This window comes from Archangium sp. (assembly GCF_057119385.1).
This window is the reverse complement of record NZ_DBNGVP010000001.1, coordinates 112,583-131,822: the sequence shown is the minus strand read 5'-3', so window position 1 is coordinate 131,822 and position 19,240 is coordinate 112,583. Positions and strand designations below refer to the sequence as shown.

Below are 19,240 nucleotides of genomic sequence, written 5' to 3'. Positions count from 1 at the left end.
GGAATAATCCCTACAGTGCCGCGAGCCAGTCCTTCAACTCCCCCACGATGATACGGGGCTTCTGGCGCAGCTCCGCGCAGGTGCGGCTGCCGGTGAGCACGAGCGCCTGTCTCAAGCTGGTGAGGATGGTGGCGAGTGCCTGCTCGGCCGCTGGCAGTCCGCCCTGCTGCTGCGCGCGGAAGAGGGGCAGGGCCATGCCGCCCACGTCCGCGCCCAGGGTGAGCACCTTGGCCACGTCCAGGCCCGTGCGCAGTCCGCCCGAGGCCACCAGGCGGGCGTCCGGGCCCACGGCCCTGCGCACGGTGGCGATGGCCGCCGCCGTGGGGATGCCCCAGCTGGAGAACTCGGCGCCCACCTGGGCCTGCACGCCCGAGGCGCGCAGCTGCTCCACCCGCACCCACGAGGTGCCGCCCAGCCCGGAGACATCCAGGTTGCGCACGCCCAGCTCCACCAGCCGGCGCGCCACCTCGGGGCCGATGCCGCACCCCGTCTCCTTCACCAGCAGGCGCGCGCCGAAGACGCGCACCAGCCCCTCCACCACCTTGTAGCCGCCGCGGAAGTCCCGGTCGCCCTCGGGCTGGGTGAGCTCCTGGCCGGCGTTGAGGTGCAGCGCCATGCCGTCCGCGCCAATGGCCTCGGCCAGCCGCCGCACCCCGTCCACGCCCAGCCCCACCGCCTGGTACAGGCCGATGTTGCCCAGCACGGGAATCGTGGGCGCCACCTGCCGCACCTGGAACGTCGCTCCCAGCTGGGGGTTCTCCGCCATGGCGCGCTGACTGCCCACGCCAAAGGCCAGCCCGTGCCGCTCGGCCAGCAGCGCCATGTCCCGGTTCACCGCCCCGGCCCGCTCCGTGCCACCGGTCATGCCGGTGATCAGCAGCGGGTAGCGCAGCTTCTTGCCGAGGAACTCCGTGGAGAGATCCACCTCGTCCACGGAGAGCTCCGGCATCGCGCAGTGCACCAGCCGGACGCACTCCAACAGCGTGCTGTTCTGTGCCGGCTCGACGTCTCCGGTCGCGCACAGGTCGAGGTGATCGTCCTTGCGCTTCGCCGTCGACTCCTCACCCATGACGTCTCGCCTGCCCTGTGTAGGAACCATGTGCCTGGAAATTTACAAAAACGCGGAGAGTGTCCGATATCCCCGATTCCCTAGCAAGTAGGGCAAGCAGGCGCAAGCCACGGCTGTTCAACGGGAGCGGACGGGGAGTGCGGGTGGACGGGTGGGAGGGTGGACGGTATGAGGGCCGCGTGAGTACTCCCGCGCCCAAGGTGGTCGTCTTCCTGCACAGCGGCGATTACGACCGCGTGCACCAGGGGCTGGCCATCGCGGCGGCGGCGGTGGCGTCGGGCCGGAAGGCGGAGGTGTACCTCTTCTGGTGGGCACTGGAGCGCTTCCTCGAGGGCCGGCTGGATGACCCGGACTTCGAGCCACCGCGCGAGGACGTGGCGGACCGCTTCGAGACGCGCCGCATCCCGACGCTGCGCCAGCTGCTGGAGCACGTGCGCGAGTCCGGGCTGGGCACGGTGCAGGGCTGCACGGGCTCTCTGGGCGCGCTGGGGGCCGAGCACCTGGCGGACAAGGGGCCGATCGACGGCTGGGTCGGCTGGAGCGCCATCCTGCAGAGGACCGCGGGCGTCGTGGACCGCTTCTACCTCTGACGAGCGCCGGGGGTTCCGGGTGCGTTTGACGCGCCCCGCCGCCTGCTTAGGTTGATCCAGAACCCGAGAGGGGAAAGGAAAGGCAAGGCAACGTCATGAGTGCTGGCGGGAGGTATGGCTCGTCGATGCCCCAGGGGGGCGTGCGCGGGAGCGGCTGGGGACACCGGCTGGGCAACGCGCTGAAGACGACGGTGCTGCTGGCGGGACTCACGGCGCTGATGTTGTTCGTCGGCGAGCGCCTGGGCGGCCCGCAGGGGCTCGTCGTGGCGGGCTTCTTCGTCGTGGTGATGAACTTCGGCTCGTACTGGTTCAGCGATCGGATCGCCCTGGCGATGCACGGGGCGCAGCCGCTGGAGTACGCGGAGGCGCCGTGGCTGCACCAGATGGTGGAGCGGCTGGCGGCCCGGGCGGGGATGCCCAAGCCGAAGCTGTACCTGCTGCCCACCCGGACGCCCAACGCGTTCGCCACGGGCCGCAACCCGGAGCACGCCGCGGTGGCGGTGACGGCCGGCATCCTGGACATCCTGGATCAGCGGGAGCTCGAGGGCGTGCTGGCGCACGAGCTGGCGCACGTGAAGAACCGCGACACGCTGATTGGCACGGTGGCGGCCACGCTGGCGGGCGTCATCAGCTACGCGGCGCAGATGCTCTTCTGGTTCGGCGGCTCGCTGCTCAGCCGCGATGACGACGAGGAGGGGCTGGGGCACGCGCTGGGCAACCTGGGCGTGCTGCTGGTGGCGCCCATCGCCGCCACGCTGCTGCAGCTGGCGGTGAGCCGCTCGCGCGAGTACGGCGCGGACGCGACGGGGGCGGAGCTGTGTGGGGATCCGGATGCGCTGGCCAATGCGCTGCTGAAGCTGGAGCGCGGCGCGGAGCTGATGCCCTATGACCGGGCGCCGGCCACCTCGCACCTGTTCATCGTGAACCCGCTGTCCGGCGGCGCCATCATGGGCCTGTTCTCCACCCACCCGCCCATCCCCGAGCGGGTGCGGCGCCTGCGCGAGATGGGGGCCAGCATGGGCTCCCGCGCCTGGCGCAACGCCTGGGCGTAGCGGGAACCCGGGGGGACTACCCCGCGGCGGACACCGGCGGCTTGACGTCCGCCGGCACCGCGGGGGCCACCTCGTCGAGCTTGTCGAAGTGCTCGAAGGGGTTCTCCAGCATCTCGCGGAACGTGTTGGCGAGGATGCTGGCGTGGAAGCCGTCGATGAAGCGGTGATCGAACGAGGCATTCACGTTCATCAGCTTGCCGGGCACCACCTTGCCGTTCTCCACCACGGGGGCGTCCTTGATGGCGCCCGGGGCGATGAAGATGGGCACGCGCGTGTAGGGCACCAGCGGCACGTACGCCGTGTCCAGCCCCAGCGAGCCCACGTTGGTGATGATGGCCGAGCCGAACGCGTCCCGGGGCATGCCCGCCCACGTCATGTCCCAGTTCAGCGTGTACATGAAGAAGGAGATGAGCCAGGTGAAGAAGTTGAGGAAGGCGTAGGGCAGCGCGTGGATGGTGCCCTTGCTCTTCTCCAGCGCCTCGTCCCTGCGCTGGCGGACCTTCTGCACGGCGGCCTCGAGCTCGGCGGAGATCTCCCGGAGGGACTTCTGCTCGGCGTCGTCGATCTTCGCCGAGGTCAGGTCCACCTTGCCGCCGTCCGTCTGCACCACGAGGGTGGAGATGGTGATGCGCTTGCGCAGGTAGATGCGGTTGAAGCGGAGGATGGCGTTGGCGTCCGGGCAGCGGCGCAGCGCCTCGGCCATGGCCTTGGCCAGCAGGTGGGTGACGGTGAGCCGGATGCCCGTCTTCACACGGAAGGCCTCGATGTAGGCCAGGGCCTTGTCCATGCGCAGCGTCATCGTCCCGTAGACGGTCGGGTCGTACGCCGTCTTCCAGCTGCCGATGGCCAGCTTGCGGAAGCTGGAAACGTTCTCCTTGGGGATGAGCTCCAGGTGAGCCATGACGCGGGGTTCCTCCAGGACGGTGCGCGAGCCCCCACCTTTACGTTTTTCCCGGTCCCGGAGAAAGCCCCCCTACCCTGCGCGCCACCGTACGGGCTTTCCGGCACCCCGGCACCCTGGCCCCTAACTTGAGCAGCGGGTCCCCACCTCGCAGGAGGGAGCGGGCGGGGTGGGGCCTGTCCTGACGGCCGGAGGGCGGGCAACGAGACCTATTGACGTGCCGCCGCCGGACGCTAGGCTGCGCCGCTTTTTGCATCATCCCCGGAGGTCACCCCCGTGTTGGAAGTTCTGCTCGTCGTCGTGTCGGTGCTCTTCCTCGCCACGCTCGCCTACGTGTTCTTCGGCCAGAAGTCGGCCGCGGCGCTCCCCTCGTCGTCCTCGCCCACGGCGCGGGCCGAGCTGGAGTCGGACAGCAAGGCGCGCGCGAAGCTGGAGGCGGAGCTGGATCGCAGGCGCAAGGAGATGGATGAACAGCGTGCGCAGCTGCAGGAGGTGAAGGAGCAGCTCAAGCAGGCCAAGCGCAAGCTCTACGAGCAGAAGGAGGGGGAGAAGGGCGAGAAGGATCTGGCCAAGGCCCGCGCCGAGGTGGAGCGCAGCGCGTCCCTGCAGCTGGAGGTGGTCCGGGGCGAGCTGGCCCAGGCCGAGGCGGAGATCGCCCGCCTGAAGTCCGAGGTGGAGATGGGCGGCAAGGGAGGCCGCCGTGGCGGCGCTCCGGCGCCCGCTGCCGCTCCGGCGGTGACGGCCCCGGCGCAGGCGCAGCAGCTGTCGGCCCCGGCGCAGCCGGAGGAGCGGGTGGTGAACACGAGCACGACGGTGGTGCCCGCCGCCGCCGCCGAGCCCGCCGCGGAGAAGGCCCAGCGCCGTTACCGGGACCTGAACGACGCCGACCGCGAGAAGATGGAGCGGCTGGAGCAGACGGCGAACAAGGAGCGCAGCCGGGCGGCCGATCTGGAGCGCGAGCTGAAGCGCGTGAAGGGCCGGGCGGACTCGCAGCAGCGCATCTTCGCGGCCAGCAAGAACGAGCTGGAGCTGGTGAAGGACAAGTACAAGGCGCTGGAGAAGCGCCTGAACCGCACGCTGCTGGAGCGGGATCTGCTGCGCCGGGCGATCAAGGACCTGGAGAAGAAGACGGGCATGCTGGCCGAGCGCACGGAGCTGACGCCGGACGAGATGGCGGCGAGCGACCGGAAGGTGGAGGAGGCCGCGCAGGCCCGTGCCACGGCGGAGGCGGCGCAGCAGCAGGCGGTGGCGGCGGCGAGCGAGCCGGCGGCGTCGGGCGAGCAGCCGGCGAAGACCGAGCCTCAGCAGGACGAGAAGGCCCAGACGCCCACCGCGTAACGACGCTCCCGAGGCACGCCGCCTCCCACTGGGAGGCGTAGCGTGCCTGGGTTCTGCACCTGGGCGCAGGCGACGCCATTGCCCTCGGCCCTGGGCCTCAGCCGCCCAAAATACGCGGGAAGGCAGAGGCCGACAGACGTCCGCGCATCTCCCGGGCCTGCGCCAGCCCGGCGTGCTGTCGCTGAGTGAAGGCCCGCGTCTGGAGTTGGCACGCCCCCTGGCTCCGCAGGAAGAGCTCCAGCGCGAGCATGTGCCGTCGCCGCATGGGGCCTCGCTCCAGCTCATCCAGCAGCCCATCCAGACTGAACGCGCGTCCGCGCAGGTAGCGGGTACCGCGGGCGAAGTCCTTCCGGGCTTCCTTCCACCACGCGGCCACCGCCTCTCTTGCTGGCACCGGGAGCGCATCCTCCGGCTGAGGCTCCAGCTCCCGTGAGAGGTCCTCCTCCAGCGGGGGCAGCGGCTCTTCTTCCTCCTCCCCCCCTACGAAGGTGCCCTCCAGCTTCAGCCCGGTGATGGCGCTGAAGGACTCGCCCGCCAGTGCCGCCACGGGTCCAGGCCCCATGAACTCCAGACATGCCTCGGCAGCCTCCACCCGGCCACTGAAGCCCAGGGCCCAGAGGGAGTCCTCGCGCATCGCCTCCACCCCAGTGCACGCCAGCAGCCGCACCAGGTCACGCTCGTCTCCCCCGAGCGCCAGCAACACCAGCGACGTCCGGTCCACCCTCGTGCGTGAATCCACCACCTTGCGGCATGCATCCCAGGCGGCGTTTATTCCAGACATCATCCCCGCCGTGATGACGGCTTCCCGCACGCCAGGACGGGCGTCCACCAGCAACCGGGGCAGTTCGCGCGAGGCCACGTCCCGGGGCAAGGACGGCATTGCGCGAAGCACGGCCACCACTACCCGGGCGTCCGGGGAGCCGAGCACCTCCACTTCGATACCGCGAGGGAGCTGTCCCCTGGCGGCGAGGACCTTTGGCGGCGAGGACCTTGAGCGCCCAGGCTTGAAGCAGGGGCTCCTGCGCCTTCAACAATGGCAGCAGGGCCTCGCCCACCTCCGGCCGTCCGTTCAGTTCCAGCGCCCGCCGGAGGGCGGCGAGCGGCCCTTCGGGAGCGGCGGCCCGCACCTGCTTCACCAGTTCCGCCAGTTCCATGCGCACGGGTTCGGCCAGCAGCGCCCAGAGCGCGGCGGAGATGCGCGGCGGGTCCTCCGAGTCCAGCGCGGGCAACAGCAGTTCCCTGGCCACGGGCTCGCCGCCCACCACCAGTCCGTCCAGGTGCGCCAGAAGCCGCTCATCCAGCGTGGCCGCGTCCTCCAAGTTGTAATCCGGCGCCACCAGGGCGCGCTCCCACTGCACCCAGAGGAAGCTCGCCTCGTCCAGGTGCTCCTCGTAGATGTCCATCAGCAGGGAGGCCATGGGTCAGTTCACCTGCACCGCGCCACCCTTGATGCGGTGAGTGCCCGAGGCGTGGCTCTCGAGCTGGATGCCCTTGATGACGACCCGGCCATTGCGCCGCAGGGTGATACTGGCCTGGCCACACCTCAGGACGATCTCATCCTGGCCCTCAATGACGACCCGTTTGCCATCGACATGGGCCTCCATGGGTTGTTCCTCGGTGGGAGCAGGCTGCGCGAGCACCGCGTCCAGTAACGGCGTGGGACTGGGTGTCTGCTCCAGCCCCACCACCAGCGGCATCAAGGGGTCTCCATTTTCGACGAGCAATACCGCGCGCTGACGGGTAGCAATGGCATCCTGTAGCGTCTCGGGCTCCAGCGGAACTGTCCGCCGGGCGGCCAACGGGCGGCCCGCGCTGTTTCCCTCGAAATCCACCAGCACCCATCCCGCCTCGTCCATCCCAACAATCCACCCCAGCCTGCTTCCCCAGATGGGCTCGCGCATTCCGTCGTCCGACCCTGCTCCCAACGAATTCATGGGCATCTTCATCCGGTACATCCTCCGATTGTGGTGGAGCCCAGCCCTCACCTCGTCTGGTTGGAACCAGCCCAACAGGCGGGACGCCTTCTCCAGCAGGCCCTACCATCCGCCATCTGAGCAACTGGAACGCTGGGAGCCCACACCTACAACGTTTGACACATTCGTCTGAATTTACCTAACGTCGCTGCTCCGGTGTGGGGTGTTGAATCAATGTGGGCACTGAAGAATCGCACAGCTTACGCTGCGGAGCGGAACTGGACGCGCGACAAGGACGGGGTCCACTGGTGGCTCGTCGCGGTCAAGGCAACGTTCGACATCGCTCCCGGGGGACGGCTCATGCTAGCGGACGAGCAACTGCCCCCGGTGCTGGCGCCAGAGTATTTCGGCGAACCAGGCCGGTCGAGCTTGCGCTACGACTCGGATCTTCTCGCGGCGAAGCCGGGCACGGACGTGTTGGTCATCGCGCACGCGCACGCCCCTCATGACAAGCCCGCTCCGACAGTGCCAGTCTCTCTGCATGTCGAACGGCTCCACAAGGAACTGCTCGTCCATGGGGATCGCCTCTACGACCGGGGGTTGCTCAGCGTGACGGTGACCCGGCCGCAGCCGTTCACCAGACGCCCCATCCGATACGAGTTCGCGTTCGGTGGCGGCGATCTGACCGACCCCGCTCCCCAGAAGCATCGCATCGACGAGCGGAACCCGATCGGGCGCGGCTTCGCACGGCGGGCAGCTCACGTCGTTGGGCAAGTGGCCCACGCGATAGAGTATCCACGTGGCGAGCCAGCGGAGATGGGTCCGGCGGGGTTCGGCCCGATCGATTCCTCATGGATGCCGCGGCGCAAGCTCGCGGGGACATATGACGCACGGTGGGAGCAATCGAAGAAGCCCTTGCTGCCTGATGACTTCCATCCCTCCTTCGCGTTGAGTGCCCCCACGGACCAGCGGACCGAGAAGCCCCTTGTCGGCGGAGAGCGTGTCGAGCTCCTGAACATGACCCCCGACGGTGTCCTGCGCTTCGAGCTCCCGCGTATTTCGCTTGGCTTCACCACACGCATCGGCACGCGGCGCGAGCAGCACGGCCCGCGCGTGGTGACGGTGCTCGTGGAGCCCGAGGAGAGGCGCCTCTGCCTAGTGTGGCAGAGCGTGCTGCGAGTTCCCGCCCCTGAGGCAGACTATCTCGACGAAACGGAGATCGTCGAACGAAGGAGCACGACGTGAACGCCCAGGTCGATCTGGTAGCCGTCGGCGCGCGAACCCCGGTCGGGCTCACCGCCGAGAGCAGCGCGGCGGCCGTGCGCGCTGGCATCACGCGGTACGCCGAGTATCCCTTCATCGACCCTCGCGGCGAGCCGGTCGTGGTCGCCGCCGACGGGCTGCTCGCGCCCAGACTCGAGGGACGAGACCGTCTGGTGCCCATGGCCCAGAGTGTTCTCGAGGAGATTGAAGCCAAGATCGATCAGAGGATCCTTTACGGAGGCAGGCTCCGTGTGTTGCTCGCACTGCCAGAAACCCGCCCGGGGTTCTCCGAGAACGACGCGGCCTGGGTGACGGACTCCCTGGCCGTGCACTTGCGAGCGAAGACGTCCAACACGCACGTCGAGATTGCCGGACGCGGGCACGCCGGGGCAATCCGGGCGGTCGAGCAGGTGAGGCGGGAGTGCTCCGAGAGCCATGACGAGCTGTTCCTGGTCGTTGGCGTGGATAGCTATCACCACGCGGACACGTTCGCATGGTTGGAGCGCGACCGCCGGTTCGCACAGCCGGGTATTCGCAACGGGTTCACCCCTGGAGAGGGAGCTGGATGTCTCGCACTGCTCAGCGCGGGACTGCGCCGTCGCTTGCGCCTCCCCCAACTGGCTGTCGTACGAGGGGCGAGCACCGCACAGGAGCGACTCCTGCGTGACAGTGACACGGGCTCGTTCGGCGCCGCAATGACCCAGGCCGTCGAGGGCGCCATCGCCAGGCTCGACCGTCCCCGCGAGAGCGTCGATGTTGTGTACACGGATATCAACGGTGAGCGTTACCGCAGCGAGGAGTGGGGTTTCACCGCGTTGCGTGCGCCGTCGGTTTGGAAGACACCTGGGTACAAGGCTCCGAGCGACTGCTGGGGTGACGTGGGCGCCGCGTCTGGGGCGCTCGGAAGCATCCTGGCGGTCCAAGCGTTCGCACGGGGCTATGCGCGGGGCCCGCGGGCGCTGGTGATGGCCGGTTCCGATGGCGGACTGAGAGGGGCCATGCTCCTGCAAGCTCCGCAGGCATCATGAGGAGACAATCCGAATGTCGAAAGTCACTGTGAATACGCCGAAGACCCCGGTGACCGAGGGGAGCAACGGAGTCGCCGCGGCGACGGTCCCCAACGTGTGCAAGATGCCGGGGCCTCCGGCGCCGTTTGTCCCCACCCCGCTGCCCAACATCGGCAAGAGCGGAACAGACCCGAAAAACTACTCCAAGAGTGTCACCATCGAAGGAAAGAAGGTGGCGATCAGGGGCGCCACCTTCGGTTCCATGGGTGACGTGGCCAGCAAGGGAACAGGCGGAGGAATCGTCTCCTCGAACGTGGAAGGGCCCACGAGCTTCGTGGGTCCCGGGTCCATCGACGTGAAGATCGAGGGGAAGAACGTCCAGTTGCTCGGCGACCCGATGCTCAACAACTGTGGACCGAGCGGGAGTCCAGCCAACGCAGCGACGATGATGGGCGTGCTCCAAGCGACCGGGTTCGTCACAGCCGTCACTGGAAAGGACGCTTGCCCCCTGTGCGGCAAGCAACATGACGCACTGGAAGAGACGGAAAAGACGAAGGTCGGCGCTTCAGAATTGGCATCGAAGCTCGACACGATGGTGGGAGCCAAGAAGGGGCGCCGCCTGGTGACGATGCTGGGTGTGGTCCAGTGCAAGTGTGGACAAAAGTATGCAGACCAGTCGGCCGTGACGCTCCTGGAGGTCTGCGATGTCATCAAGCACCTCGGGTGGCACGCACCTACAGGTTCTCTATCAATCGATGCCAGAGATGAAGACGACAAGACCTACACCGCCACGCGAGAACGGGTTCACTCACACCTTCTAAAACGCCTCGGAGAAACGAACGTGAATCCGATATGGGACAGAGCCGATCGCCGAGCCAAAAAGAGTGACCGCGACCGAACAGGACCCGCCGCCTATCCGCCGGGAACATGTGCTGCCCAAAAAACGCTCTTGCTCGCTCTGGATGGGGGCGCCTACCCAGGTGGCCTCACAGAACAGTTCTTCCACAGCAAGGGCAAGCCGACCGGGGCGCCGATCCAGTTCTTCGATGAGAGCCAAGGGCAGGTGGTTGTCAGAACGTTTGAACACGGCACGACCGTCCCACCGTGTAGGACCTGCGAGCTCATCATTCCGTTGATGCTTTGCCCTGGAGACAAGGAGGAGAAGTGCCAGCACAAGGACTAGAACTTGAGATGGAGGAGTTACTCCTGAGAAGCGTACCCGGGCTCGCCGAGCAGTGGAAGGGCAGCACGCCAGACGAGATCGCGCAGATCGAGCGGCTTGCAGGCCGCCCCTTGCCTCCATTCTATAATTGGTTTCTGACCCGCATGGGCCAGAGCATGGGCCCTCTGGCCTATCCGAGCCTGGACTTCTCAGCCCAGCGCGTGCTCGCCTGTTATGCCGAGAAGCTGGTCGTGCCTCATCCCCGATTCCTGCTCATCGCACATGAGTCCGACGAGATGATGCCTCTGCATGTCTTCTACGATCTCGACGCGCCGGCTCGATCGGATGCGAGAGTAACCAAGCGGCATGCGCGAGGCGGTGAGCTTCATGACCAATTCGAGACTTTGCGCGAGATGTTGGCGTGGGGTGCATTCTTGAGCTTTCGACTTGGCAAGATGCCGCAGCAGTGCGAGGGCATTTTCGCCAGCGACGAACCCGACGTTCTCTCTCGCCTCGACCCGTTGATGAGCAGTTTTGGGTTCACGAAGCCGATTCCCACCGGGCCCTTCTGCGGACTGTATGAACGCTCCGATGCGGCAATGATTTGCAATAGCACCCTGAGGGAAAAACCCGCGGGCATCCAGACCTTCACGCTCGGGGGGGAAAACGCGGGAACGCTCAGGAAGCTCCTGGGTGAAATCGCAACGACGTCCTCGCTGAAGGTCGAAGTCGACGAGTGGACTCCGGCGCTTGAGTGACATGCCAGGGCCGGTGAGTGTCAACGAAGCCCAAGGGCGAGCTGAAAGAGAGGTGAAGAGGACTTGTCAGCCCACGAGAGCGCGCCGCGAAGCACGGTTCGGGGCCGGATTGTCGGCCTCCGAGGCGATTGCTGGGTCCTCCATCCACCTCACCCATCGGGTGCGTGGTGACCCCGTGCCGAAACCACCGCTGAGGCGGAAGATCCGGCCTCTGAGCGCCGTAGGCGGGATGCTTCGTGAATCAAGGTGGGGTCAGTCCAGCGGAGCCGGCATGTAGATGACCAGGTCGTCCAGCGTGGTGCGCTGGGTGCCGGTGTCCTCCACGCCGCCCGCGATGAGCACCGAGCCATCCCGCAGCACCGTGCACGAGTGCTGGTGACGCGGACGGTCTAGGGGCTTCAACCCGAGCAGAGCCGGAGCGGCGCCGTCCTTCCCGGGAACGAGCATCTCCGCGTGCGAGTCGCTCACGAACGCCCCCGCGTCGTACCGCAACCCCCCGAAGGTCAGCACGCGGCCATCCGGGAGCGTCACCGCGCACAGCCCGCTCCGGGCGAACACCTGGGGACCCGGGGACACCTGCGTCGCCGCGCCCGGGGAGAGGACCTCCGAGGAGGCCAGGAAGCGCGCGTCCTCCCCTCCACCCGGCGAGGCATTCCCTCCCACGTACAGCAGCCGCTCCGGCCCGCCGAACGGCACGAGCGCCGCATCGCGCCGGGGCTCGCGCAACCGCGCGCCCTCGCCCACCGGGACGAAGGAGCCAGCCTGGAAGGAGAAGAACAGCACCTCGGGCCGCAGCGACGTCCCGTCCGAGCCGCCCACCACCGCGATGTTCCGGCCATCCCGCACCGGCATCACCGACATGCCCACGCGAGGCACCGGCGTGCTCACGGGGAGCACCTGGCCCGTGGAGGGATCATACCCCTCGGCCTCGGCCACCACCTCGCCGCCGGCCCCCACTCCGCCGACGAACAGCACCCGTCCGCCCGAGTCCACCGCCGCCGCGTGATGGCTGCGCGCCGCCTTCAACTCCACCTCGGTGGACGTGTTCGAGACCAGGTCCAGCACCTGGGCGCTCCGCAGGGGCAACGAGCCCTCCACCGACTCCACCTGACCGCCCGCCAGCAGCACCTTGTCGCCCGGCAGCAACGTCGCGGTGTGGAACGCACGCGGCGCCCACAGAGGCGCGCTCTCAACCACCGCCTCCACCAGGCCTGACAGCGACCCGACCTGCGGCCTATAGGGCCCTGGAGGGGCTGGCAGCGGAGTGAAGATCTCCACCTGGGACACCGAGGTGTCGCGGCCGTCCGGGCTGGACTGGAAGCCTCCGGCCAGCAGCACCCGGCCGTCCTCCAGCAGCGTCGCGGTGTGCGCCGCACGAGGCTGAGCGAGCGAGAGTGACGCGCACTCGCCATCCTCGACGCCCTGCCGCCCATACCGCACGTACTCATCCACCCGACGGACGGCGACGTGGACGCCCGGGAAGCCCTCCCCGGCCTGCCGCGCCTGGACCTGGAAGGGCGCTGAGCGTCCCAGGGCCACCACACGGCCCCCCGAGCGAGGCAGATCCGTATAGCCACGCACCTCCAGGACACGACCCTTCCCAAGGGGGACGGGGGGCAGCAGCGGCTGACGCCGCCTGAGATACTCGGACACGTCGTCCCCCTCCCTCAGGACGTAGCGCTCCACGGGCTCGTAGCGCTCCACGGGCTCCATGTCCTCGCCGGTCACGCGCAAGCGCAGGTAGCGGACGCCCTCCAGGGCCGGAGTGCCGCTACACGTCCTGAGGTGGTTGATCTCCACCGCGTAGATCTCCTCCTTCGGCCCGCAGGCACTCAGGAGACCCAGCGCCACCATCCAGGCCTTCCCACCTGATGACCGGGCCCTGCCCTGTCCCCTGCCCCGGCGGGCGGACGAGGTCCACCCGTTGATACTCCGCCTCATCGTGTTCCCCTTTTGCGGTCTCAGGTCCCGGCGAAGGCTAAAGATGGGCTTGCGCTCGGACCGTCCCGAGCGTAGCGATGGGCTCCGTCCGTGGTCAACGCGGCCCCCGCCCCCTGAATGAAGCTCTCGCTCGCCACCCGCATCTTCCTTGGTTACGCGGTGGTGCTCGCCACCTTCGGCGCGGTGTCGCTCTTCAGCGTGGCCGAGCTGCACCGCAACCGGCTGGAGATCCGCCTGGTGAGCCAGGGCTACCTCCAGCTGTCGCAGGACGCGGCCGCGCTCGAGTCCTTCCACACCAACCAGGAGAAGGACACCGAGCGCCTGCTCGAGGAGGGCAGCGTGGAGACACGGCGGGCCCTCATCCGGCTGGCCCGGCTGTACTTTCCCTCGCTCATGGCGGAGCGGCTGCAGGCGGCCAAGGCGAGGGCCAGCGAGGTGCGCACCCTGGCGCCTGGCGGCGAGGTGCACTTCGTCCAGGACCTGGAGTCGCGCCTGGGGGAGCTCGCCAACCGCTACCAGGCCTACGGGCGGGCGGCGGAGGCCGTCTTCACGGTGCTCTCCAACGAGCAGCCCCTGGCGGAGGAGGTGGCACGGGCCACCGCCGAGCTGCGCCAACAGGAGTCCTCCATCGGCCGGGACATCCGCTTCCTGCGCGCCGCGCTGAGCAACCGCATCCGCGAGCGCGTGGACGGGGCCGAGGACCGCGAGCGGCGCACGGGCCTGGCCATCATCACCCTGTCCGTGCTGGCCATCGGCGTGGGCCTGGGCGCCACCGCCTGGTCGGCCCGCACGCTGCGCCCGGTGCGCACCCTCATCGAGGGCGTGTCGCGCATCGGCCGCGGCGACTACAGCGCCCAGCTGGGCGTGCGCGGTGACGACGAGGTGGCGGTGCTCGCCCGCGAGTTCGACGCCATGGCCCGCTCGCTCCAGGCGCGCGAGGCCCAGCTCAAGGCCCAGGCCGAGGCCCTCATGCGCGCCGAGCAGCTGGCGGCCGTGGGCCGCATCTCCGCCCAGGTGGCCCACGAGGTGCGCAACCCCCTGTCCTCCATCGGCCTCAACGTGGAGCTGATGCAGGACGCCTTCGAGCGCGCCACCTTCGAGTCCCCGGTGGATGCCCGCGAGGCGCGCGAGCTGCTCGCCGCCGTCACCCGCGAGGTGGACCGGCTCACCGAGGTGACGGAGCAGTACCTGCGCATGGCGCGCCCGCCCCGGCCCAGCCTCGAGCCCACCGACGTCACCGACGTGCTGGCCAGCGTGCTGGACTTCTCCCGCGAGGAGCTGGAGCGCGCCCACGTGGAGGTGGCGAGCGAGCTCGCCGAGACTCCGCCCCAGGCCCTGGCCGACGAGGGCCAGCTGCGCCAGGTGTTCCTCAACCTGCTGCGCAACGCCCGCGAGGCCATGCCCGATGGCGGCCGGCTCACCATCTCCACGCGCGTGCACGAGCGCGAGGTGGAGGTGCGCATCCAGGACACCGGCCGCGGCATGACCGAGGCCGTGCGCTCGCGCATCTTCGAACCCTTCTTCACCACCAAGGAAGACGGCACGGGCCTGGGGCTCGCCGTCTGCCAGCAGATCCTCAAGGCCCATGGCGGCTCGCTCGGGTGCCAGAGCGAGTCCGGCCAGGGCACCACCTTCTCCGTCAGGCTTCCCCGCGCATGAGCTTCAGCTACCACCGCGATGTCCTGCCCAACGGGCTGCGCGTCGTCACCATCGAGACCCCGCACCTGCACACCGCCCTGCTCGCGGTGTACGTGCGCACCGGCAGCCGCCACGAGACGGCCGCCAACAATGGCGTCAGCCACTTCCTCGAGCACCTCTTCTTCCGCGGCAGCGAGGGCTGGCCGGACACCGTGAAGATGAACTCCGCCGTGGAGGAGGTGGGCGGCAACCTCAACGGCGTCACCACGCGCGACCACGGCTACTACTACACGCCCCTGCACCCGGCGCACCTCGACGTGGGCCTCGAGGTGCTCGGGGACATGCTCACCCGCCCCAAGCTCACCGACATGGAGGTGGAGCGGAACATCATCCTCGAGGAGATGCTCGACGAGGTGGACGAGAAGGGCCGGGACATCGACATCGACAACCTGTCCAAGCGGGTGCTCTTCCGCGACCACCCGCTGGCCTTCAAGATCGCCGGCACGAAGGAGTCCGTCTCGCTGCTCTCCCACGAGCAGATCCGCGAGCACTTCGCGCGCCACTACGTCACCGGCAACATGGTGGTGACGGCGGCGGGCCGGGTGAAGCACGACGAGGTGCTCGCGCTGGTGGAGCGCCACTTCGCGCGGCTGCCCCGGGGCGCCGAGAGCATCGACCTGCCGCCGCCGCCCACACCCGCCGGGCCGCACCTGCACGTCGTCACCCACGACGAGTCGCAGACGGAGTTCCGCATCAGCTTCCGCACCGTCCCCGAGCACCACGAGGACTGGCCCGCCCTGCAGTTGCTGCGTCGCTTCCTGGATGACGGGCTGTCCTCGCGGCTGCCCTTCGAGATCGTCGAGAAGCGGGGGCTGGCGTACTCGGTGCACGCCTCGCTGGAGGCCTTCCACGACGCGGGCATCTTCGAGATCGAAGCCGCGAGCGCGCCGGACCGGGCCTCGCTGGTGGTGGCGGAGGTGTTCCGGGTGCTGGGCGAGCTGAGCACCACGCCGGTGGGCGAGGAGGAGCTGGCTCGGGCCAAGCGGCGGCACCGGATGCTGCTGGAGTTCTCCCAGGACTCGCCGGGCGAGCTGGCCGGGTGGTTCGGCGGCACGGAGCTGTTCCGCCGGCCCGAGTCCTTCGGCCGCCGGGCGGACCTGGTGGACGCGGCCAGCGCGGCGCACGTGCGCGACGTGGCCCGGCGCTACTTCGCCCGGGAGAACCTCACCGTGGTGGCCGTGGGCCAGCGCAAGGGCATCAAGGCCCTGGAGAAGGTCGTGGAGACCGCCGAGGGCCTGCCCTCCTCCAAGTGAGGAGGCGCCACCTACCCGGCGAGCGCGTAGTTTGGCTGAGCCAAGTCAACGCAAGTGACGCCGCGCGGGTAACCGGCTCGACACGAGCCAGAACGCCCTCCCGGTGAGCGCCCCGGGGCTTCCCCCAGGAGACCGGTATCTTCGGCTCCATGAGAACCCCCGCCCGGCTCACGCTCCTCGCCGTCCTCTGCCTGTGCACCGCCTGCGGACTTCGCTCCGCTCGACAGGCAGACTCCTCGAACATGACCGACCAGGCGCAGCTGCTCCAGCTCGAGAAGGACATGTTCACCGCCATCCGCACCCGGGATCGCCAGATGCTCGAGCGCATCCTGGACGAGCGCTTCGAGCTCCGCGTCCCGGGCAATCCCCCGGTGGATCGCGCCGGCTTCATCGCCGCCATCCTCGCCATCCCCGGCACCATCCTGTCCGTCGAGTCCGAGGACCTCGAAGCCCGCATCTATGGTGACGTCGGGGTCCTCCTCGGCCGGCAGCGCGCCCGAGTCCAGATGGAGGACGGCACCACCGTGGCCGACCTGGGCGCCTTCACCGACATCGCCCTCAAGCGCGGCGGCCAATGGCGCATGGTGCTCGCCCACAGCGTCACCCTGCCCCAGTAACCCCCACCCCCATCCACTATTTTCCCTGAATCCGGGAATCAGCAGTTGACACCTGAATCATGATTCATGAAGGCTCCCCGGCCGTACCGTCCCAGGAGGACGGCACTTGCCCCGGAGGAGCACCATGGAGATGAAGCGGCTGTCGAGCGCAGTGCGTTGTCTGTCCGTTCTCGTCGTCGGGTTCGCCGCGGCCTCCGCCAGCGCGCAGACGTGCCGGGACGCGGTGGTGCTGGTGCACGGCAACACCTCCTATCCCTCGGACTACAACAACACCTACAACACGCTGATCTCCCGCGGGTACGCCGCCGCGGACATCTTCCGCCCCAGCTGGGGCTCCAAGACGTGCGCCGCCTGTAACGACCACTCCGGCTCCGAGGAGACCCCCGTCCGCGACGCCATCACCCAGGCCCTCGCCCGCTCGTGCACCGGGAAGATCGACGTCATCGGCCACTCCATGGGCGTGACGCTCGCCATCAAGGCCATCCTCGACCTGGGCGTGCAGAGCCGCGTGGATGCCTTCGTGGGGCTCGCCGCCGGCTACCGCGGACTGTGGACCTGCGGCACCTACCCCTTCAACGTCGTCACCTCCACCTGCGGCTACTGGGGCCTGTCCGTGAAGAGCCCCTTCCTCACCGGCATCCAAGGCAAGCGCATGGCCACCCGCATCTACTCCCTCAAGAGCAACTCGGATGAGATCGTCTGCGCCACCGGCGTGTGCACCGTGGACGGCGTCCACTCCAGCCAGCTCACCAACGAGACCGCCTCCTACACCCTCTCCGAGAGCCACTTCGGCCTCGTCCGCAACACCGCCACCCGCCAGGCGGACCTCATCCAGTAGCTCTCCTCACAGGCAGGACAATGTCCTACCTTGGGACACAACTCCGGAAACCAAATCCCTGGAGATGGTGGTAGAGGCCACCACGTAGGGGGTACCCTGCCGCGGGGCTGGGTACCCATTCGTCCCAGGGATGCTCGATGATGACCGCTGCCGTACCCCGGAAGGAACCCGTCATCTTCAGTCAGGTGGTGGAGGCCCTCTTCAAGCACGCCTTCAAGGAGCGGCTCGACACCCACACCCGGGCACGGCTCAAGAAGATCGGCATCGACCTGGATCACCCGTTCCTCGTGGCCTACTCGGTGCCGACCTGGTTCGCCGCCGTGGGGGTGTGCTCCGAGGTCCTCTTCCCGGACCTGTCCAACGAGCAGGCCCGCTACAAGATTGGCCGCAAGCTGGTGGACGGGTACGGCCAGACCACCATGGGCCGGGCCGTGTTCGCCATGCTGCGGATGCTGGGCTGGGAGCGCTCGCTGGGCCGGATTTCCCGCGGGCTGCAGTCGGGGACGAACTTCCTGTCGGCCCGGACCCGCTTCCTGCCGGATGGCGCGCTCGAGGTCACCTTCGAGGTGATGCCCGAGTTCTTCGCCGCCCTGGGCACCACGCCAGGCATCGACCCGCACTTCATGCACGGCAACATGGACGCGATGATGGAGCTGGTGGGCGCGCCCTTCACCCGCAGCGAGCTACAGCCCATCGAGCCCGGCTCGCAGCGCGTCGTCTACGTGCTGCGCCGCCCGGCCCCCTAGCCGCCGCCTAGTCCTCCAACGGCTCGAAGTCGGCCTTGCCCGCGCCGCACTCGGGGCAGTACCAGGTGTCGGGGATGTCCTCGAAGGCCGTGCCCGGCGCGATGCCGGAGTCGGGATCGCCCACGGCCGGGTCATAGATGTACTGGCACATCATGCAGCGGTAGCGCTTTTTCATCCCGTCTCTCTAACTCCGGCCGAACCACCGGCTCAACTCCACCGGATCAGGGCTCGCTCGCGTTCATGTACCCGGCGATGCGCAGCCTCAGCCCCAGCGGGGTCAGCGGCATGAACCAGGCCGAGAGGCGGTTGGAGAGCCCGGGTACCACCACCGGCTTGCCCCGCATCAGGCCCCGGAAGCCCGCCTCGGCCACCTGGCGCGCGGTGCTCGTCCCCATGGGGCCGCTGAAGAGCCGGGCCTTCTGGTGCTCCCCCGCCCGCGCGGCGAACTCCGTCTCGGTGAACCCCGGGCACAGCGCCGTCACCCTCACCCCCTGCCCCTTCAGCTCCCCGTGCAGCGCGGTGGAGAAGGACAGCACGTACGCCTTGCTCGCGTAGTACACGGACATGAACGGGCCCGGCGTGAAGGCCGCCAGCGAGGCCACGTTGAGCACGTACCCGCGCTTGCGCGCCACCATCCCCGGCACCAGCTCGCGGGTGAGCGCGGTGAGCGCCCGGACGTTGAGATCCAACATCCCCACCTGCTGCTCCGCGGGCAGCACCTCGAAATTCCCCGCCAGCCCGAAGCCCGCGTTGTTCACCAGCACCTCCACGTCCAGCTGGCGCGTCTTCAGCTCGTTCACCACGGTGGACACGCCCTCGGGCGAGACCAGGTCCGCCCCCACCACCACCGAGGGCACTCCATGGGCCTGCTGGAGCTGCTCCGCCAGCTCCTGCATGGGCCCGGTGCGCCGGGCCACCAGCACCAGCGCATACCCCTCGCGTGCCAGCAGCGACGCCAGCTCCCGGCCGATGCCACTCGAGGCGCCCGTCACCACCGCGTACCTGCGTGCCCGCACCATGTCGTCCATGACGCCACGCTTCCAAGGGAGCGAGCCCGGCGTCAATGGCCATGTGGATCGCCCGGGGTGTACCTT

The 19,240-nt window shown here is 68.7% G+C and carries 19 protein-coding genes; 12 read left to right on the top strand and 7 right to left on the bottom strand.

Annotation, left to right across the window (positions count from 1 at the left end):
• Nucleotides 1–10: 10 nt before the first annotated feature.
• Complete coding sequence (gene fni / locus AC16DP_RS00590) at nucleotides 11–1,069, bottom strand: type 2 isopentenyl-diphosphate Delta-isomerase (RefSeq protein WP_329727652.1); 1,059 nt, start codon at nucleotides 1,067–1,069, stop codon at nucleotides 11–13.
• Nucleotides 1,070–1,248: 179 nt separating this feature from the next.
• Here fni and AC16DP_RS00585 point away from each other — a divergent pair, with 179 nt between their 5' ends.
• Together AC16DP_RS00585 and AC16DP_RS00580 are read left to right on the top strand one after the other, a co-directional pair.
• Nucleotides 1,249–1,659: a hypothetical protein gene (locus tag AC16DP_RS00585; protein ID WP_329727651.1), complete on the top strand. Its 411-nt coding sequence runs from the start codon at nucleotides 1,249–1,251 to the stop codon at nucleotides 1,657–1,659.
• Nucleotides 1,660–1,754: 95 nt separating this feature from the next.
• Complete coding sequence (locus AC16DP_RS00580; protein WP_414640694.1) at nucleotides 1,755–2,711, top strand: zinc metalloprotease HtpX; 957 nt, start codon at nucleotides 1,755–1,757, stop codon at nucleotides 2,709–2,711.
• Nucleotides 2,712–2,727: 16 nt separating this feature from the next.
• Here the strand turns inward: AC16DP_RS00580 and AC16DP_RS00575 are convergent, their stop codons facing one another.
• On the bottom strand, nucleotides 2,728–3,612 hold the full coding sequence (locus AC16DP_RS00575) for a 2-oxo acid dehydrogenase subunit E2 (protein ID WP_329727650.1): 885 nt from the start codon (nucleotides 3,610–3,612) through the stop codon (nucleotides 2,728–2,730).
• Between the two features lie 279 nt (nucleotides 3,613–3,891).
• Here AC16DP_RS00575 and AC16DP_RS00570 point away from each other — a divergent pair, with 279 nt between their 5' ends.
• Nucleotides 3,892–4,950, top strand: a complete 1,059-nt coding sequence (locus tag AC16DP_RS00570; RefSeq protein ID WP_329727770.1) for a coiled-coil domain-containing protein — start codon at nucleotides 3,892–3,894, stop codon at nucleotides 4,948–4,950.
• 97 nt (nucleotides 4,951–5,047) lie between these two features.
• Here the strand turns inward: AC16DP_RS00570 and AC16DP_RS00565 are convergent, their stop codons facing one another.
• Together AC16DP_RS00565 and AC16DP_RS00560 are read right to left on the bottom strand one after the other, a co-directional pair.
• A complete protein-coding gene (locus tag AC16DP_RS00565; protein ID WP_329727649.1) occupies nucleotides 5,048–5,878 on the bottom strand; it encodes a hypothetical protein in 831 nt (276 codons plus the stop codon).
• Between the two features lie 493 nt (nucleotides 5,879–6,371).
• Nucleotides 6,372–6,896 carry a DUF6484 domain-containing protein gene (locus AC16DP_RS00560; protein ID WP_329727648.1) on the bottom strand — a complete coding sequence of 175 codons (525 nt, stop codon included), beginning with the start codon at nucleotides 6,894–6,896 and terminating at the stop codon, nucleotides 6,372–6,374.
• Nucleotides 6,897–7,097: 201 nt separating this feature from the next.
• Here AC16DP_RS00560 and AC16DP_RS00555 point away from each other — a divergent pair, with 201 nt between their 5' ends.
• Genes AC16DP_RS00555 through AC16DP_RS00540 form a run of 4 tightly spaced genes read left to right on the top strand, consistent with a single transcriptional unit; the run spans nucleotide 7,098 to nucleotide 11,053 of the window.
• Nucleotides 7,098–8,108 carry a DUF2169 family type VI secretion system accessory protein gene (locus tag AC16DP_RS00555; protein ID WP_329727647.1) on the top strand — a complete coding sequence of 337 codons (1,011 nt, stop codon included), beginning with the start codon at nucleotides 7,098–7,100 and terminating at the stop codon, nucleotides 8,106–8,108.
• Nucleotides 8,105–9,154, top strand: a complete 1,050-nt coding sequence (locus AC16DP_RS00550; protein ID WP_329727646.1) for a hypothetical protein — start codon at nucleotides 8,105–8,107, stop codon at nucleotides 9,152–9,154. Before AC16DP_RS00555 ends, AC16DP_RS00550 begins: the two co-directional genes overlap by 4 nt.
• A gap of 13 nt (nucleotides 9,155–9,167) precedes the next feature.
• The gene (locus AC16DP_RS00545) at nucleotides 9,168–10,316 is read left to right on the top strand and encodes a PAAR-like domain-containing protein (protein WP_329727645.1); all 1,149 of its coding nucleotides are present in this window, start codon (nucleotides 9,168–9,170) and stop codon (nucleotides 10,314–10,316) included.
• Nucleotides 10,298–11,053, top strand: coding sequence for an SMI1/KNR4 family protein (locus tag AC16DP_RS00540; RefSeq protein WP_329727644.1), 756 nt, complete (start codon nucleotides 10,298–10,300; stop codon nucleotides 11,051–11,053). Before AC16DP_RS00545 ends, AC16DP_RS00540 begins: the two co-directional genes overlap by 19 nt.
• A gap of 252 nt (nucleotides 11,054–11,305) precedes the next feature.
• Here AC16DP_RS00540 and AC16DP_RS00535 read toward each other — a convergent pair whose 3' ends face one another.
• Nucleotides 11,306–12,907, bottom strand: a complete 1,602-nt coding sequence (locus AC16DP_RS00535) for a Kelch repeat-containing protein (RefSeq protein WP_329727643.1) — start codon at nucleotides 12,905–12,907, stop codon at nucleotides 11,306–11,308.
• A gap of 204 nt (nucleotides 12,908–13,111) precedes the next feature.
• Between AC16DP_RS00535 and AC16DP_RS00530 the strand changes: the two genes are divergently transcribed.
• The 5 genes from AC16DP_RS00530 to AC16DP_RS00510 all read left to right on the top strand — a co-directional run bounded on the left by AC16DP_RS00530 (nucleotide 13,112) and on the right by AC16DP_RS00510 (nucleotide 18,146).
• On the top strand, nucleotides 13,112–14,653 hold the full coding sequence (locus AC16DP_RS00530) for a sensor histidine kinase (protein WP_329727642.1): 1,542 nt from the start codon (nucleotides 13,112–13,114) through the stop codon (nucleotides 14,651–14,653).
• Nucleotides 14,650–15,945: a M16 family metallopeptidase gene (locus tag AC16DP_RS00525; RefSeq protein ID WP_329727641.1), complete on the top strand. Its 1,296-nt coding sequence runs from the start codon at nucleotides 14,650–14,652 to the stop codon at nucleotides 15,943–15,945. The genes AC16DP_RS00530 and AC16DP_RS00525 overlap by 4 nt, the downstream gene beginning before the upstream one ends.
• Before the next feature lie 242 nt (nucleotides 15,946–16,187).
• Nucleotides 16,188–16,562: a nuclear transport factor 2 family protein gene (locus tag AC16DP_RS00520; protein WP_329727640.1), complete on the top strand. Its 375-nt coding sequence runs from the start codon at nucleotides 16,188–16,190 to the stop codon at nucleotides 16,560–16,562.
• A 124-nt stretch (nucleotides 16,563–16,686) separates the two neighbouring features.
• The gene (locus tag AC16DP_RS00515) at nucleotides 16,687–17,400 is read left to right on the top strand and encodes an alpha/beta hydrolase family protein (protein ID WP_329727639.1); all 714 of its coding nucleotides are present in this window, start codon (nucleotides 16,687–16,689) and stop codon (nucleotides 17,398–17,400) included.
• Between the two features lie 137 nt (nucleotides 17,401–17,537).
• Nucleotides 17,538–18,146: a DUF2378 family protein gene (locus AC16DP_RS00510; RefSeq protein WP_329727638.1), complete on the top strand. Its 609-nt coding sequence runs from the start codon at nucleotides 17,538–17,540 to the stop codon at nucleotides 18,144–18,146.
• Nucleotides 18,147–18,153: 7 nt separating this feature from the next.
• On the opposite strand, the gene rd is transcribed toward AC16DP_RS00510, so the two are convergent.
• Entirely contained in the window at nucleotides 18,154–18,321 is a 168-nt protein-coding gene (rd, locus tag AC16DP_RS00505) for a rubredoxin (RefSeq protein ID WP_329727637.1), read from the bottom strand.
• A gap of 46 nt (nucleotides 18,322–18,367) precedes the next feature.
• Nucleotides 18,368–19,174 (bottom strand): SDR family NAD(P)-dependent oxidoreductase, encoded by an 807-nt coding sequence (locus tag AC16DP_RS00500; RefSeq protein ID WP_329727636.1) that lies wholly within the window; start codon nucleotides 19,172–19,174, stop codon nucleotides 18,368–18,370.
• Nucleotides 19,175–19,240: the final 66 nt, after the last annotated feature.